Source organism: Rahnella contaminans (assembly GCF_011065485.1).
Classification (GTDB): Bacteria; Pseudomonadota; Gammaproteobacteria; order Enterobacterales; family Enterobacteriaceae; genus Rahnella; species Rahnella contaminans.
The window spans coordinates 345,977-361,334 of the sequence record NZ_JAADJS010000002.1 but is presented as its reverse complement, the minus strand read 5'-3'; the positions used below and the strand labels follow the sequence as shown (position 1 = coordinate 361,334).

Below are 15,358 nucleotides of genomic sequence, written 5' to 3'. Positions count from 1 at the left end.
TGTCTTTACCTCTTATGCCAGACGCGGGTTAACTTTTTCTGGATTGATATCGAATTTCTTAATGGCTTCAGCCACTACAGAAGTTTCGATTTCGCCGCGTTTAGCCAATTCACCCAGCGCAGCAACCACAACGTAGGAAGCATCCACTTCGAAGTGGTGACGCAGGTTTTCGCGGCTGTCTGAACGACCGAAGCCATCCGTACCCAGAACGCGATAATCGCTGGCCGGAACGTAAGTACGAACCTGTTCAGCAAACAGTTTCATGTAGTCGGTAGACGCAACCGCTGGCGCGTCGCTCATCACCTGGGCGATGTACGGAACGCGTGGCGTTTCGGTCGGGTGCAGCATGTTCCAGCGCTCACAGTCCTGACCGTCACGGGCCAGTTCGGTGAAGGAAGTCACGCTGTAAACGTCAGAGCCTACGCCGTAGTCTTTGGACAGGATTTCAGCCGCTTCACGAACGTGACGCAGGATAGAACCGGAGCCCAGAAGCTGTACTTTACCTTTGCTGCCTTCCAGAGTGTCTAACTTGTAGATACCCTTACGGATGCCTTCTTCCGCGCCTTCCGGCATAGCTGGCATGTGGTAGTTTTCGTTCAGCGTGGTGATGTAGTAGTAGACGTTTTCCTGCACGTCGCCGTACATACGAACCAGACCGTCATGCATGATGACAGCGACTTCGTAAGCGTAAGACGGGTCGTAAGAAATACAGTTAGGGATAGTCAGAGACTGAATGTGGCTGTGACCATCTTCGTGCTGCAGACCTTCGCCGTTCAGTGTAGTACGACCTGAAGTACCGCCGATCAGGAAGCCACGCGCCTGCTGGTCACCCGCTGCCCAGCACAGGTCGCCGATACGCTGGAAACCGAACATGGAGTAGTAGATGTAGAACGGGATCATTGGCAGATCGTTGGTGCTGTAAGAAGTCGCTGCGGCAAGCCATGAAGAAGCGGCGCCCAGTTCGTTGATACCTTCCTGCAGGATCTGACCTTTCTCGTCTTCTTTATAGTATGCAACCTGCTCACGGTCCTGCGGGGTGTATTGCTGGCCGTTCGGGCTGTAAATACCAATCTGACGGAACAGACCTTCCATACCGAATGTACGCGCTTCGTCGGCGATGATCGGAACCAGACGGTCTTTAATGGAGTCGTTTTTCAGCATCACGTTCAGGGCACGGACGAAAGCGATAGTGGTAGAGATTTCTTTCTTCTGCTCTTCCAGCAGCTGTGAGAAGTCTTCCAGTTTCGGCATTTCCAGCTTCTGAGTGAATTTTGGCAGACGAGTCGGCAGGTAGCCTTTCAGCGCAGCACGACGCTCATGCAGATATTTGTATTCTGCAGAGTCTTTTTCCAGAGTGATGTACGGCAGTTTTTCCAGATTTTCATCTGTTACTGGCACGCTGAAACGATCACGGATATAGCGAACGCCATCCATGTTCATTTTCTTCACCTGGTGAGCAATGTTTTTACCTTCGGCCGCATCACCCATGCCATAACCTTTGATGGTATGCGCAAGGATTACGGTAGGCTGGCCTTTGGTGTTCTGTGCTTTATTCAGTGCAGCGAAGACTTTCTTCGGATCATGACCACCACGGTTCAGCGCCCAGATTTCGTCGTCGGTCATGTCTTTGACCAGCGCAGCGGTTTCAGGGTATTTGCCGAAGAAGTGCTCGCGAACGTATTTGCCGTCACGGGACTTGAAGGTCTGGTAGTCGCCATCCACGGTTTCGTTCATCAGCTGGATCAGTTTGCCGCTGGTGTCTTTACGCAGCAGTTCATCCCAGCGGTTGCCCCAGATGACTTTGATCACGTTCCAGCCAGCGCCTGTAAAGATGCCGTCCAGTTCGTTGATGATTTTGCCGTTACCGGTGACAGGGCCGTCAAGGCGCTGCAGGTTACAGTTGATGATGAAGCACAGATTGTCCAGTTTCTCACGGGTCGCGATGGTGATCGCACCTTTGGATTCTGGCTCGTCCATTTCACCGTCGCCCAGGAACGCGTAAACGCGCTGTGCGGAGGTGTCTTTCAGACCGCGGTGTTCCAGGTACTTCAGGAATTTAGCCTGATAGATTGCACCGATCGGACCCAGACCCATGGATACGGTCGGGAACTGCCAGAATTCAGGCATCAGTTTAGGGTGCGGATAAGAAGACAGACCTTTTCCGTGAACTTCCTGACGGAAATTATTCATCTGGTCTTCGGTCAGGCGGCCTTCAAGGAAAGCACGCGCGTACACACCAGGAGAGATGTGGCCCTGGAAGTACACCAGATCGCCGCCGTCGTTCTCGTTGCGTGCGCGGAAGAAGTGGTTGAAACACACTTCGTACACGGTCGCAGAAGACTGGAAGGAAGCCATGTGGCCGCCCAGTTCCAGGTCTTTCTTGGAAGCGCGCAGAACGGTCATGATGGCGTTCCAGCGGATTGCGGTACGAATATTACGTTCCAGCTCCAGGTTACCCGGGTATTGCGGTTCGTCTTCAACAGCGATGGTATTGACGTAGTTACGGCTGGCTGCACCAGCAGCGACGCTAACGCCGCCCTTGCGCGCTTCACTCAGAACCTGATCGATCAGGAACTGCGCACGTTCAACACCTTCTTCACGGATGACCGATTCGATCGCTTGTAGCCAGTCGCGAGTTTCGATCGGATCCACGTCATTATTTACACGTTCTGACATGGTGCTTTTCCTTATCTGTATCTTATACGTTGGTTTATCTGGAGCCTGTCTTCCTGCGCTCTTGCTTAAAAAGCTCTTCATACGGAACAAAACGCACGAAGACAGGCCCGTCATGTAGTTGCCGTGAGCCCTCAAATGAAGGCTCTCAAAATTAACCCCGAAGGTTAACTTTCATCTTTTCGTTGCTGGAGCCGTCGTAAAGACCGATCCCGCCGGGTGTGTTCCCTGCTGAGATCCAGCAAAACTTCTTCAATGAACGCCAGGTGACGGTGAGATGCGGCACGTGCTATTTCTGGTTCCCGTGCAACAATCGCCTCGAAAATACTGGCGCGGTGGTTGCTTACCGTCGCCAGCATTTCCCGGCGTGAGTAAAGCAATTCAAAGTTCTGTCGAACGTTCTTCTCAAGCATCGGCCCCATACAACGAACCAGATGCAACAGCACAACATTATGCGCTGCTTCTGTTACAGCAACCTGATACTGCATCACCGCGTCGGCTTCTGCGTCCAGGTCTCCGCTGTCTTGTGCGGTCTGAATGACCACATGACAATCGCGAATGCGCTGCAAATCTTCTTCTGTGCCACGAAGCGCTGCGTAATACGCAGCAATCCCTTCAAGGGCATGGCGTGTTTCAAGGAGATCGAATTGTGATTCAGGATGGTCGGCCAGTAACTCAGCCAGCGGGTCACTCACGCTTTGCCACAGATTACTTTGGACGAAAGTACCACCACCCTGGCGGCGCAGGAGCAGTCCCTTCCCTTCCAGGCTTTGGATAGCCTCTCGCAGAGAAGGTCGCGAAACATCAAACTGTTTGGCCAGTTCGCGCTCTGGCGGAAGCTTTTCCCCGGGTCTCAAGGTGCCTTCGAGGATCAGGAACTCAAGTTGCTGCTCGATCACATCGGATAACTTAGGCTGTCTGATTTTGCTGTAAGCCATAATATGTGTTGTTCTCTGCGAGTAGCGACTCTGTAAGTTGCCGGAGTCAATTGGTAATACCAATTTAAAAAACGTGGCCGTAAAGTAACAAAGTATTCACCTTGTGTCCATATGGTGACCCAGTAAATGCGTCGCCCTCGCACAATTTAACAAATTCTTATCATTTCTCGATTTTTCTCTGCGTCAGATCACATTTTTTAGATCCTGAACAAATTTCCAGTCAATTTGGCTATTTGTTATGCAGACGGAGCATAAACCCCGTGCAAACTTTTGCGCATACCACTATTCTTGCCCGAACGGTAGATGATGCTGCTTTTTAGGCACAATCCAGCCGTAAATAATTAAATACAAAAAGTGTAATTATCGCCTTACATTCTTTCTAACACGCAGAATGTTATGGGTTTTGCCCCAATGACAGAGGACAGGTAAATGGTTGATCAACAACAAGGCGATGAGCTGAAGCGCGGCCTGAAAAACCGGCATATTCAGTTGATCGCGCTGGGTGGGGCTGTCGGGACAGGTCTGTTTCTGGGCAGCGCCTCCGTCATCCAGTCTGCGGGCCCTGGGATTATTCTCGGCTACGCAATCGCTGGTTTTATTGCGTTTTTAATTATGCGCCAGTTAGGCGAGATGGTCGTTGAAGAGCCGGTTGCCGGGTCATTCAGCCATTTTGCCTATAAATACTGGGGCGGATTTGCCGGGTTTGCATCCGGCTGGAACTACTGGGTGCTGTACGTGCTGGTGGCGATGGCAGAGCTGACAGCGGTCGGTAAATACATCCAATTCTGGTGGCCGGAAATCCCTACCTGGGTTTCTGCTGCGGCCTTCTTCGTACTGATCAACGCCATCAACCTCACCAATGTTAAAGTCTTCGGTGAGATGGAATTCTGGTTTGCAATCATCAAAGTGGTTGCGGTTGTGGCGATGATCCTGTTCGGCGGCTGGTTGCTGTTCAGCGACACTGCCGGTCCGCAGGCGACCGTACGTAACCTGTGGGAACAAGGCGGATTCCTGCCGCATGGTATGACCGGGCTGGTAATGATGATGGCGATCATCATGTTCTCCTTCGGCGGCCTTGAGCTGGTGGGGATTACTGCGGCAGAAGCCGATAATCCTGAAGTCAGCATTCCTAAAGCGACCAATCAGGTTATCTACCGCATCCTGATTTTCTATGTGGGCTCACTGGCAGTACTGCTTTCCCTGATGCCGTGGACCCGCGTCGGGCCGGACACCAGCCCGTTTGTCCTTATTTTCCATGAACTGGGTGATGCGCTGGTTGCGAATGCCCTGAACGTGGTGATCCTGACAGCCGCACTTTCGGTCTACAACAGCTGCGTTTACTGTAACAGCCGCATGTTGTTTGGTCTGGCACAGCAAGGCAATGCCCCTAAAGCCCTGATGAAAGTCGACAAACGTGGTGTACCTGTGGCTTCTATCCTCGTTTCTGCGGTCACTACTGCACTGTGCGTTCTGATCAACTATCTGATGCCAGCCGAAGCCTTTGGTTTGCTGATGGCGCTGGTGGTTTCTGCACTCGTCATCAACTGGGCGATGATCAGCCTGGCGCACATCAAATTCCGTCAGGCGAAGCGTCGTGAAGGCGTGGAACCTAAGTTCAAAGCGCTGCTGTACCCGGCCGGTAACTACATCTGTCTGCTGTTCATGGCAGCGATTCTGGTCATTATGGCGATCACCCCTGGCATGGCTATCTCCGTATGGCTGATCCCTGTCTGGCTGGTGGTTCTGGGCGTGGGTTACTGGATCAAGAATCAGCAAAGCGGGAAATCCGTAAACGCTTAAGCAATCGTAATAATTTAAAATCCTCAGACGCCCCGGCTAAGTCACTTACCGGGGCGTCTTGTTATACAGGTCACACTTTTTCCCAGATGACCAAATCGTCCATCTTCACGACTCTTACCTCCTGACTCCTCTTCGCTTCTCCAGCCAATACTCAACGCTATCAAACAGTTTTTTAACAACTGACCTTTTTAACCAATAGCCGGAGAACATCCATGAAGGAAGGCGCGCTGTCGTTCAAAGAAAAAGTAGCGTACGGAATGGGAGATGCGGGCTGCAATATGATTGGCGGCGCCATCATGTTGTTTCTCAATTATTTTTATACCGATGTTTTCGGCCTTGCCCCGGCGCTGGTCGGCGTATTGCTGTTGTCGGTGCGTATTATCGACGCCGTCACTGACCCGATAATGGGAGCGATTGCTGACCGCACCACCACCCGCTGGGGCCGGTTCCGTCCGTATTTATTATGGATATCGGTGCCCTACGTTCTGTTCAGTGTGCTGATGTTTACCACACCGGAATGGAGCTACAACAGCAAAGTTATCTATGCTTTCATCACCTATTTCCTGATGTCGCTGACTTATACCGCCATCAATATTCCGTACTGTTCATTGGGCGGCGTGATTACCGCCGACCCGCACGAACGCGTCGCCTGCCAGTCTTACCGCTTCTTTATGGTCGGTATCGCGACGCTAATTTTGTCTTCAACCCTTTTGCCCATGGCCGATTTCTTCGGGGGCGCGGACAAAGCTAAGGGCTACCAGATGTCGATGGGCGTGATGGCGATCATCGCGCTGTTTATGTTCCTGTTCTGCTTCAGTTCTGTGAAAGAACGCATCCAGCCTGCCGTACCGTCCAAACACGCCTTAAAATCTGACCTGAAAGACGTGTGGAAAAACGACCAGTGGGTTCGCATTCTGCTGCTGACTTTCTGTAACGTGTGTCCGGGCTTTATCCGCATGGCGGCCACCATGTATTACGTCACCTGGGTGATGGAGAAATCGACTTCATTCGCCAGTATGTTTATCAGTCTCGGCGTAGTCGGCATGATGATTGGCAGCGCGCTGGCGAAACCGCTGACGGACAAATACTGCAAACTGAAAGTCTTCTTCTGGGCCAACATCATCCTGACCATTTTCTCCTGCGGCTTCTATTTCCTTGATCCCCATGCAACAACACTGATTCTGGTGGCGTACTTCATCCTGAACATCATGCATCAGCTCCCTTCCCCGCTGCACTGGTCACTGATGGCCGATGTGGATGATTACGGCGAATGGAAAACCGGTAAACGCGTCACCGGCATAAGCTTCTCCGGTAATCTGTTCTTCCTCAAATGCGGACTGGCAGTCGCCGGTGCGATGGTCGGCTTCCTCCTCTCCGCTTATGGCTACAATGCCGGAGCCACGCAGCAAAGTGATCACGCAATCAACGGGATTGTTCTGCTGTTTACCGTCATTCCCGGCGTCGGTTATCTCATTACGGCAGGGGTTGTACGCCTGCTGAAAGTGGATCGCGAAACCATGCGGACAATTCAGGCTGACCTGGAAATTCGCCGTCGCAACTATCGCGAACTCAATGAATATCATGATGAAAAGCAGGCGCAAGAACTTGCCTCTGTCCCCCTTCACAGCAAGGAGCTGAAACATGAGTAATTACCCGAATCCGCTGATTGAACAACGCGCGGATCCTCATATCTGGCAGCACCGCGATGGCCAGTATTACTTTATTGCCTCGGTTCCGGAATATGACCGGCTGGAGATCCGCCGCTCGTCAACACTGACCGGACTTGCCGATGCGCCAGCCACGGTTGTCTGGCATAAGCCTGAAACCGGCCCGATGAGCGCGCTTATATGGGCGCCGGAACTGCATTTCATCGACGGTAAATGGGTTATTTATTTCGCCGCTGCGCCATCACAGGAGATTGTGGACGGATTGTTCCAGCACAGGATGTATGCGCTGGTGTGTGAGGAGGCAGATCCTCTCACAGGCAAATGGCAGGAGAAAGGCCGCATTCAGACCCCGATCGACAGCTTCTCGCTTGATGCCACGCACGTTGAGCATCTGGGAAAAAGCTATTATCTGTGGGCACAGAAAGACCCGGAAATTCGCGGAAATTCCAACTTATATCTGGCTGAAATGGAAAATCCGTGGACACTGAAATCACCTCCCGTCATGCTCAGCAAACCGGAGCTGGACTGGGAAATTATCGGTTTCTGGGTCAACGAAGGTCCCGCCGTAGTTACGCATGGCGATAAAATTTTCATTACTTATTCCGCCAGCGCCACAGATGAAAATTACTGCATTGGCCTGCTTTGGGCAGATCTCAACAGCAATCTGATGGACACGGCTAACTGGCATAAATCTCAGCATCCGGTATTCAGCACTCAGGCGCAGAACAAACAGTTCGGTCCCGGCCACAACAGCTTTACCCGCAACGAACAGGGCGAAGATGTGCTGGTGTATCACGCACGAAACTACACGGAAATTGAAGGCGATCCGCTGTATGACCCGAACCGGCATACGCGCATCAAAACCTTCCGTTGGGATGAAAACGGGATGCCAGATTTCGGCGAACCCGCCGCCGATAACCGCCCGCTGACCTTACAAAAGCAGCGCGGATAAAAAGCCAAAAGCCCGGACATGAAAATGTACCGGGCTTTTTATTCGACCTGGAGAATAGAATTTTCGTTAAATCAGCGTGCCGTAAATCGTCAGCAGTGCAACGACCACCAGAATAATCATCGTCACTTTACGTGCCAGACTTACCGCAGCACGGGGAGTTTGTACAGGATCGGTATGCGGATCACGCGCCAGTGAGAACTGCGCCAGCCGTGTCAGCACCTGATACTGCGAGGAATGAATATCGCCGAGCGAGGCAAACCATGCCGGTAACGCTTTCTCACCATGCCCGAGCAGCGCATACGCCGCACCGGCAAGACGAACAGGGATCCAGTCAAGAACATGCAACAGGCTGTCGACGCCCGACTGCGAACGTTTAAGCGGCGTCATGTGCCGCGCCAGCCATGTCTGATAACCCCGGAGAACGGCATATCCGCCTAATGCAACAGGCCCGAAAGGCCCGCAGACCACAAACCAGAACAACGGTCCGAGATAATAACGGTAGTTTATCCACAAGAGTGCGTTTTGCAGTTCTCGCAAACGGGCTTCTTCCGTGCAATCACTCGGCAAACCGTGGATCAGCGCCAGCTCCTCCGCCATCTCTTTACAGGCGTCCGCATCTCCCTGACGGGCAGATTTCAAATAGGCGCGGTAATGTTTGCGTTTGATGCCTGCACCGATACACAGCAGACATAAAATCACCCAGATAACGAGGGAAGGCACGCCAAAGAATAACCCGTGCAGGGCACGCAAAATGGCCCAGATAATCGCCATCCAGACAATCGTAATCGCCAGCGTTTTGACTAAGGAAGTCTGCCGCCCGCGACGGAAAATGAACTCAAACCGATGATCCAGCTGCCAGTGTTCACCCAGTTTGAACAACCGCTCCCAAGCCAGCACCAGCAGCAAAGTAAATAACGTCATCGACTATCACTCTCTCTACATATTCTTAAAACAAAAAAACCGGCGGCCTTTTCACTCACTGGTCAGAAGACTCATTTTGCCCTACCGGCGATGCCAACAGCTTGCGATATAATGCCCAGTCGAACTCAGGGCCGGGATCTGTTTTACGCCCCGGCGCAATATCGCTGTGCCCGGTAATGGCGTCCAGACTAATCGGATAGTGCTTAATTAACAAGCCGGTAACGTCCGCAAGGCTGCGATACTGCGCCTGCGTAAAGGGCACAAAATCGGTGCCTTCCAGCTCAATACCAATCGAAAAATCATTGCAGCGCTCACGCCCGCGCCAGCTGGAAACACCGGCATGCCACGCACGTTTATCAAACGGAACATACTGAACAATCTCGCCATTTCGTCGGATCAGACAATGTGCCGCTACGCGCAGCTGGTGGATCCCTTCAAAGTAAGGATCATCCTGCGGATCCAGCGTACCGGTAAATAATTGATCAATGTAAGGGCCACCAAACTTTCCGGGTGGCAGGCTGATGTTATGGACGACCAGCAAAGAAGGGATCTCGTCGTCAGGACGGAGATCAAAATGAGGGGAAACGACCTGCCGGGCTCCGGCAATCCAGCCATGTTCTAAGTGCATCAAAGGCCTCAATGATGTGCTTGTGTGGTACTTATCACAGCAACAGGGTAGCATGTTTTTTTGTCCTTCTTATCCGCCATTTCGGAGTATTTGTATGTCTACACGCAGCTACAGCCCTGAAAGTCGCCGCGCACAGTTACTCGAACGTATTCAGCATGATATCCCCGCCATTGTGACTCAGGCGCTTGGCGAAGACCTCGGGGGCGAGGCCAACGCTGACAACGACTTAACCGCACAGCTTCTGCCGCAGGATAAAGATGCGAGCGCGACGATCATCACCCGCGAAGCCGGTATTTTTTGCGGACAACGCTGGCTGGATGAAGTCTTCCACCAACTGGCCGGTGATAAAGTTTCTGTAAAATGGCACGTCAAAGACGGCGATGTTGTTTCTGAAAATCAGAGATTATGTGAGCTGACCGGCTCTGCGCGCATGCTGCTAACCGGCGAACGCACCGCACTGAATTTCGTCCAGACACTCTCGGGCGTGGCTACCGAAGTAAATCACTACGTGAAAATCCTCGAAGGCACCAAAACCCGGTTGCTGGACACGCGCAAAACCTTGCCGGGGCTGCGTACAGCGCTGAAATATGCCGTCCTGTGCGGTGGCGGAAGCAACCATCGTCTCGGCCTGGCCGATGCATTTCTTATTAAAGAAAACCACATTATTGCCTGTGGCTCGATTAAAGCTGCCGTTGAACGCGCATTGTGGATCCACGCGGATGTTCCTGTCGAAGTGGAAGTGGAATCACTCGACGAACTTCAGCAGGCGCTGGATGCCGGCGCTGACATTATCATGCTCGATAACTTCACCGTTCCGATGATGCGTGAAGGTGTTGCCCTGACCGCTGGCCGTGCGCTGCTAGAAGTCTCCGGCAACGTCACAGAGAAAACGCTGCGTGAATTTGCCGAAACGGGTGTGGATTACATCTCCGTGGGTGCCCTGACCAAGCATGTCCGCGCAATGGATCTCTCAATGCGTTTTAGCTGAGCATTCTGCGCTGTTGCCCCTGAATTCCATTTCAGGGGCAACACGACTTCCCTTCGGTCTATTTCATCTTGCCGCACTACCCTCCCACTCAACACTTCTGACCGCCAGCCTCTTTTTCATTTGTCTTTCATTGCTGCGAGACGTGCCGCAAAAGTTTTGACGCGTTTGTCGTCTCCGGTAAAGACCGTGGAAGGCATCCTGGAAAACTCACCAAAGGCACTGGCAGAAATTTTCTTCCCCATTTAGTTTGCTGCCGAGCAACAACCCAGCAGCCTCACAAATGGAGAACGCCATGCAACGGCAACAAGGATTTACCCTCATTGAACTGATGGTCGTGATCGCAATAATTGCGATTCTGAGCGCCATTGGTATTCCCGCTTACCAAAGTTACATCCAGAAAGCCGCAATGACCGACATGCTGCAAACCATGGTGCCGTATAAAACCGGTGTCGAGCTGTGCGTCATTGATACCGGCTCATTAAGCAGCTGCAATGCAGGCAACGAAGGTATTCCGGCAGTCGCCACCAGCCGTTATGTCAGTAAAACGCAGGTCACTGCAGGCGTGATTTCACTGACTGGCCAGCAGGCACTCAACGGGCTAAGCGTTGTCATGACCCCCTCTGTAGATGCTCAGGCCGGCGGCATTATCTGGAACCGCACCTGCACCAGCGCCGGCAATGCCGCAATGGTAGAAGCCTGCGAAAGCGTTTTCCGTTTTGATACCACGGGAGCCGTAAAATGACCGATATTCCGCTCAATCCTGTTTCACCAACAGATAGCCAAAGGCAGCACAGCGATGCCTCGCTGGACTCCCTTTGTCAGCGTTACAAAGCCATCATTGTGCATCGCGATAAACAGACGATCCGCGTTGCCTGTCATGAAGCGGAAGCTGAGACAGAAACGCTGAGTAACGTGCTGCGCTTTGCCAGCGGATTGAAAGTTCAGGTGGAACGCTGGCCGCAGGCCAGAATGGAACAACATAAGGAAAAGAGCCCGTCGAATGTGAAGCAGGAATCCGCCACCGGGGAGCAATCCCCGTCATCAGGAAGCCCTGAAGATAATGCGTTGAATGACCAAAGCGATGCACCGGTGGTGAACGTCCTCAACCAGATTCTGCGGCAGGCAATTAGCCGCAGAGCGTCGGATATCCATTTTGAACCCTACGAAAACAGTTTCCGCGTACGGGTGAGAATTGACGGCGTGTTGCAGGAAATCCCCGGTCCTGAATTTTCGATGGCAGCGGGTGTTTGCGCGCGGCTGAAAATCATGGGGCAACTTAACGTCGCCGAGCGTCGCTTGCCGCAGGACGGCCAGCTTTCCGTCATGCTGCAAAATCAGCGTTATTCCATGCGCGTCTCTTCCCTGCCCACCCTGCATGGTGAAAAAATCGTTCTGAGGATCCTGCACATGACCCAGCAGGATCTGGCGATGTCTCAGTTAGGCTTCACGCTGCGCGATTTGGAATACTTTAAAGCCGCGCTCAAGCATCCGCAGGGGCTGATCCTCGTGACAGGGCCGACAGGCAGCGGCAAAACGGTGACACTTTACAGCGGATTACGCCATCTCAACGCCATCTCACGCAATATCAGCAGCGTTGAAGATCCGGTTGAAATCCCGGTCAGTGGCATCAATCAAACGCAGATCAACAGCAAGACGGATCTGAGTTTTGCCAGCGTTCTGCGTGCATTGTTGCGACAGGATCCGGATGTGATCATGGTCGGCGAAATTCGTGATAGAGAAACGGCTGAGATCGCCGTTAAAGCCGCACAGACTGGCCATCTGGTGCTTTCCACGCTGCATACCAACTCAACGTGCGAAACGCTGACCCGTCTGCGGCAGATGGGCATTGAAGGTTTCCATATCGCAGCCAGTTTGCGTCTGGTCATTGCCCAAAGGTTGGTGCGAAAACTGTGCCCGCACTGCCGGAAGCCACATCTGTCCCTGGTCGTAAACGGGCCGGACGGCAACAGCGGGCCCGCGCCAATGTGGCGGGCAGCGGGCTGCAATCAATGCTTTTCCGGCTATTACGGCAGGATGGGGATTTACGAAATACTGAACATCACTCCCCGGCTCCAGCAGGCACTGGTAGCCGATGCCAGTGTCAGCGAGCTGAGTAAAATCGCCCGTGAACAGGGGCAAAAGACATTACAGGAAGCGGGAATGTTGCTGGTTGAACAAGGTATCACCTCACTTGAAGAGCTTTATCGGGTGACCGGAGAAGGTCATTGCGCATGAGTGAAACGCCAGTGATCGCTCCAAAATGGCGGCTTTTTCACTGGCAGGCTATTGATACTCAGGGAAACATCCAGCAAGGCGATGCCATTGAGATAACCAAAGACAGCATTTATCAGCAACTTTTTGTTGCGGGTTTACAACCACTGAAGATCACAATGATCCGGCGCCTGACATCCGGTTATTGGAAAAATCAGGAGCGTATTTCCGTTGTCAGGCAACTCGCTACACTGCTACAGGCCGGATTGCCGCTGGTCAGCAGCCTGACGCTGCTGGCAAACGAACATCCGAAACCCGCCTGGCACTGCGTTTTGCATAACGTGGCGAAAGGCGTCAGGGAAGGCAAACCGTTATCGGCTATGCTGAGTGCTTACCCTGACGTTTTCCCGCCGATTTACCGGCAACTCGTTTCTATCGGCGAGCTGACCGGTCAGTTAGACCAATGCTGTTTGCAACTGGCGGCGCAACAGGAACAACAGGCGGAACTGAAAGCGAAAGTGAAAAAGGCGCTGCGCTATCCGCTGATTGTCAGCGTCATCGCTACCTTCGTCACACTGTTAATGCTGACGCTGGTTCTGCCGGAGTTTGCGAAAATCTATGCCACCTTTGATGCGCAGTTGCCCTGGTTTACCCGTATGCTGATCGGTGTTTCCGACGTGCTGGTCAGCTCAGGGCCATGGCTGACCGGTATTGTCTCGTGTTGTTGTTTTGGCTATCAGCAAAAGTTGCATCCGCACATTCGCTGGAAGTTGCGCGAACAAAAGCTGCTTTTGCGATTGCCACTGACTTCACGGCTGGTCACTGATAGTTGCCTCAGTCAGGTTTTTCAAACGCTGGCGATGACACAACGCGCCGGAATGACACTGATTTCCGGGCTGACTGCCGCGTCGGCATCTGTGTCAAACTTACATTTCCAGACAGCTCTCGACGTGATTCGCGAAAAAATTATGCAGGGGACGCCATTACATAAAGCGTTTCAGGGGTCACCGCTGTTTCCTGCGTTATGTCAGCAGTTGATAAAAATCGGTGAGGAATCAGGAACGCTCGATGAGCTGTTACTTAAGCTGGCGCTGTTGCATAATAACAAGGCAAATTCGCTGGCGGATACGTTATCTCAAACGATTGAGCCAGTACTGATGGCAGTGATGGGCGTGATTGTTGGAGGATTAGTGATTGCGATGTACTTGCCCATTTTTCAGCTGGGTTCGGTGATGGGATGACGATGGCACGGGGAAAATAATTGCGGCGAAAACGTATTTCGCCGCGGATAATTTTACCGATTTATTTGCTGCCGAACAGGCGGTTTTCCTGCTCTGCGACACGAATAAAGGTAGTACGTTTGGTCAGTTCTTTGAGACGTTCAGCGCCGACATAGGTACAGGCAGAACGCAGGCCGCCAAGAACGTCACGAACGGTATTTTCGACCGGTCCGCGCAAAGGCAGTTTTACAGTTTTGCCTTCCGCAGCGCGATATTCGGCGACACCGCCAACGTGGCGTTTCATTGCCGATTCTGAGCTCATACCGTAGAAGAGCATGAATTTTTCACCATTTTCTTCAACGACAGTGCCTTCACATTCTTCGTGTGCTGCCAGCATACCGCCAAGCATCACGAAGTCTGCGCCGCCGCCGAAAGCTTTCGCCACATCCCCAGGAACGGCACAACCGCCATCACTGACGATTTGTCCGCCCAGCCCGTGAGCAGCATCCGCGCATTCGATAACGGCAGAAAGTTGCGGATAGCCAACACCGGTTTTCACACGCGTGGTACACACAGAACCCGGGCCGATACCAACTTTAACGATATCTGCGCCAGAAAGAATTAACTCTTCAACCATTTCGCCTGTGACCACGTTACCGGCGCAAATGACTTTGTCCGGGCAGGCCTGACGAACGCGTTGCAGAAAACCGACGAAGTGTTCGGAATAGCCGTTAGCCACGTCAAGGCAGACAAATTTCAGCAGCGGAGAAAGCGCGAGGATTTGCAGTGTTTTAACAAAATCAGCTTCCGACGTGCCAGTCGACACCATCACATTTTTTAATACTGACTCTTCAGCGGAGGTGATGAAAGCCTGCCATTGCTCAACGCTGTAATGCTTATGCACCGCCGTCAGCAAACCAAAAGACGCCAGTACCGTCGCCATGCGGAAAGTACCCACAGTGTCCATATTGGCAGCAATAATCGGCGTGCCTGACCAACTGATACCGGAGTGTTTGAATGTGAACGTGCGCTCAAGTTCAACTTCGGAGCGGCTTTTGAGGGTAGAACGTTTAGGGCGGATGAGTACGTCTTTAAAACCTAACTTCAAATCTTCTTCAATACGCATGACGGCTTTGTCCTGGTTTGGCGACGGATCGCTAGGGCGTACAACAAATTTTAGACACCCTTTCCAGTGGTTTTATCATACACAGGAAAATGACAACGGCAAGGATGCTTTTACAACAGACATCACAGACTTTTGATTGCATTGGCGAATAATTTTTCGCATCAAAAACCAAGACGACCTTGGCTTGCACTTACTCATAATCTCTTTATCATTTACCTAACTAATTTTATCAGA

General features: G+C 52.3%; 12 protein-coding genes. 7 read left to right on the top strand and 5 right to left on the bottom strand.

The genetic code is table 11. The features are described 5' to 3' along the window. Positions 1 to 12: 12 nt before the first annotated feature. Together aceE and pdhR are read right to left on the bottom strand one after the other, a co-directional pair. Positions 13 to 2,676 (bottom strand): pyruvate dehydrogenase (acetyl-transferring), homodimeric type, encoded by a 2,664-nt coding sequence (gene aceE, locus GW579_RS10795; protein ID WP_165059023.1) that lies wholly within the window; start codon positions 2,674 to 2,676, stop codon positions 13 to 15. Positions 2,677 to 2,840: 164 nt separating this feature from the next. Next, a complete protein-coding gene (gene pdhR / locus GW579_RS10790; protein ID WP_013576986.1) occupies positions 2,841 to 3,611 on the bottom strand; it encodes a pyruvate dehydrogenase complex transcriptional repressor PdhR in 771 nt (256 codons plus the stop codon). Positions 3,612 to 4,040: 429 nt separating this feature from the next. Between pdhR and aroP the strand changes: the two genes are divergently transcribed. From aroP to GW579_RS10775, 3 genes are all read left to right on the top strand, one after another. Next, a complete protein-coding gene (aroP, locus tag GW579_RS10785; RefSeq protein WP_165059021.1) occupies positions 4,041 to 5,411 on the top strand; it encodes an aromatic amino acid transporter AroP in 1,371 nt (456 codons plus the stop codon). A gap of 212 nt (positions 5,412 to 5,623) precedes the next feature. Further along, complete coding sequence (locus tag GW579_RS10780; RefSeq protein WP_152325109.1) at positions 5,624 to 7,060, top strand: MFS transporter; 1,437 nt, start codon at positions 5,624 to 5,626, stop codon at positions 7,058 to 7,060. Then, on the top strand, positions 7,053 to 8,030 hold the full coding sequence (locus GW579_RS10775; protein ID WP_152325110.1) for a glycoside hydrolase family 43 protein: 978 nt from the start codon (positions 7,053 to 7,055) through the stop codon (positions 8,028 to 8,030). Before GW579_RS10780 ends, GW579_RS10775 begins: the two co-directional genes overlap by 8 nt. Before the next feature lie 66 nt (positions 8,031 to 8,096). Here the strand turns inward: GW579_RS10775 and ampE are convergent, their stop codons facing one another. Continuing rightward, a complete protein-coding gene (gene ampE / locus GW579_RS10770) occupies positions 8,097 to 8,951 on the bottom strand; it encodes a beta-lactamase regulator AmpE (protein ID WP_152325111.1) in 855 nt (284 codons plus the stop codon). A 55-nt stretch (positions 8,952 to 9,006) separates the two neighbouring features. Further along, positions 9,007 to 9,579, bottom strand: coding sequence for a 1,6-anhydro-N-acetylmuramyl-L-alanine amidase AmpD (ampD, locus tag GW579_RS10765; protein ID WP_152325112.1), 573 nt, complete (start codon positions 9,577 to 9,579; stop codon positions 9,007 to 9,009). A 94-nt stretch (positions 9,580 to 9,673) separates the two neighbouring features. Here ampD and nadC point away from each other — a divergent pair, with 94 nt between their 5' ends. From nadC to hofC, 4 genes are all read left to right on the top strand, one after another. Further along, on the top strand, positions 9,674 to 10,567 hold the full coding sequence (nadC, locus tag GW579_RS10760) for a carboxylating nicotinate-nucleotide diphosphorylase (protein WP_152325113.1): 894 nt from the start codon (positions 9,674 to 9,676) through the stop codon (positions 10,565 to 10,567). Positions 10,568 to 10,859: 292 nt separating this feature from the next. Beyond that, the gene (gene ppdD, locus GW579_RS10755) at positions 10,860 to 11,309 is read left to right on the top strand and encodes a prepilin peptidase-dependent pilin (RefSeq protein ID WP_152325114.1); all 450 of its coding nucleotides are present in this window, start codon (positions 10,860 to 10,862) and stop codon (positions 11,307 to 11,309) included. After that, positions 11,306 to 12,802 carry a type II secretion system protein GspE gene (gene gspE, locus GW579_RS10750; RefSeq protein WP_165059019.1) on the top strand — a complete coding sequence of 499 codons (1,497 nt, stop codon included), beginning with the start codon at positions 11,306 to 11,308 and terminating at the stop codon, positions 12,800 to 12,802. Before ppdD ends, gspE begins: the two co-directional genes overlap by 4 nt. Continuing rightward, positions 12,799 to 14,019: a protein transport protein HofC gene (gene hofC / locus GW579_RS10745; protein ID WP_165059018.1), complete on the top strand. Its 1,221-nt coding sequence runs from the start codon at positions 12,799 to 12,801 to the stop codon at positions 14,017 to 14,019. The genes gspE and hofC overlap by 4 nt, the downstream gene beginning before the upstream one ends. A 61-nt stretch (positions 14,020 to 14,080) precedes the next feature. Here the strand turns inward: hofC and GW579_RS10740 are convergent, their stop codons facing one another. Beyond that, on the bottom strand, positions 14,081 to 15,124 hold the full coding sequence (locus tag GW579_RS10740; RefSeq protein ID WP_165059016.1) for a GMP reductase: 1,044 nt from the start codon (positions 15,122 to 15,124) through the stop codon (positions 14,081 to 14,083). Positions 15,125 to 15,358 lie beyond the last annotated feature (234 nt).

Coding starts and splice junctions, on each gene's coding strand:
- aceE (WP_165059023.1), bottom strand. CDS start 2,676: ATGTCAGAACGTGTAAATAATGACGTGGATCCGATCGAAACTCGCGAC.
- pdhR (WP_013576986.1), bottom strand. CDS start 3,611: ATGGCTTACAGCAAAATCAGACAGCCTAAGTTATCCGATGTGATCGAG.
- aroP (WP_165059021.1), top strand. CDS start 4,041: ATGGTTGATCAACAACAAGGCGATGAGCTGAAGCGCGGCCTGAAAAAC.
- GW579_RS10780 (WP_152325109.1), top strand. CDS start 5,624: ATGAAGGAAGGCGCGCTGTCGTTCAAAGAAAAAGTAGCGTACGGAATG.
- GW579_RS10775 (WP_152325110.1), top strand. CDS start 7,053: ATGAGTAATTACCCGAATCCGCTGATTGAACAACGCGCGGATCCTCAT.
- ampE (WP_152325111.1), bottom strand. CDS start 8,951: ATGACGTTATTTACTTTGCTGCTGGTGCTGGCTTGGGAGCGGTTGTTC.
- ampD (WP_152325112.1), bottom strand. CDS start 9,579: ATGCACTTAGAACATGGCTGGATTGCCGGAGCCCGGCAGGTCGTTTCC.
- nadC (WP_152325113.1), top strand. CDS start 9,674: ATGTCTACACGCAGCTACAGCCCTGAAAGTCGCCGCGCACAGTTACTC.
- ppdD (WP_152325114.1), top strand. CDS start 10,860: ATGCAACGGCAACAAGGATTTACCCTCATTGAACTGATGGTCGTGATC.
- gspE (WP_165059019.1), top strand. CDS start 11,306: ATGACCGATATTCCGCTCAATCCTGTTTCACCAACAGATAGCCAAAGG.
- hofC (WP_165059018.1), top strand. CDS start 12,799: ATGAGTGAAACGCCAGTGATCGCTCCAAAATGGCGGCTTTTTCACTGG.
- GW579_RS10740 (WP_165059016.1), bottom strand. CDS start 15,124: ATGCGTATTGAAGAAGATTTGAAGTTAGGTTTTAAAGACGTACTCATC.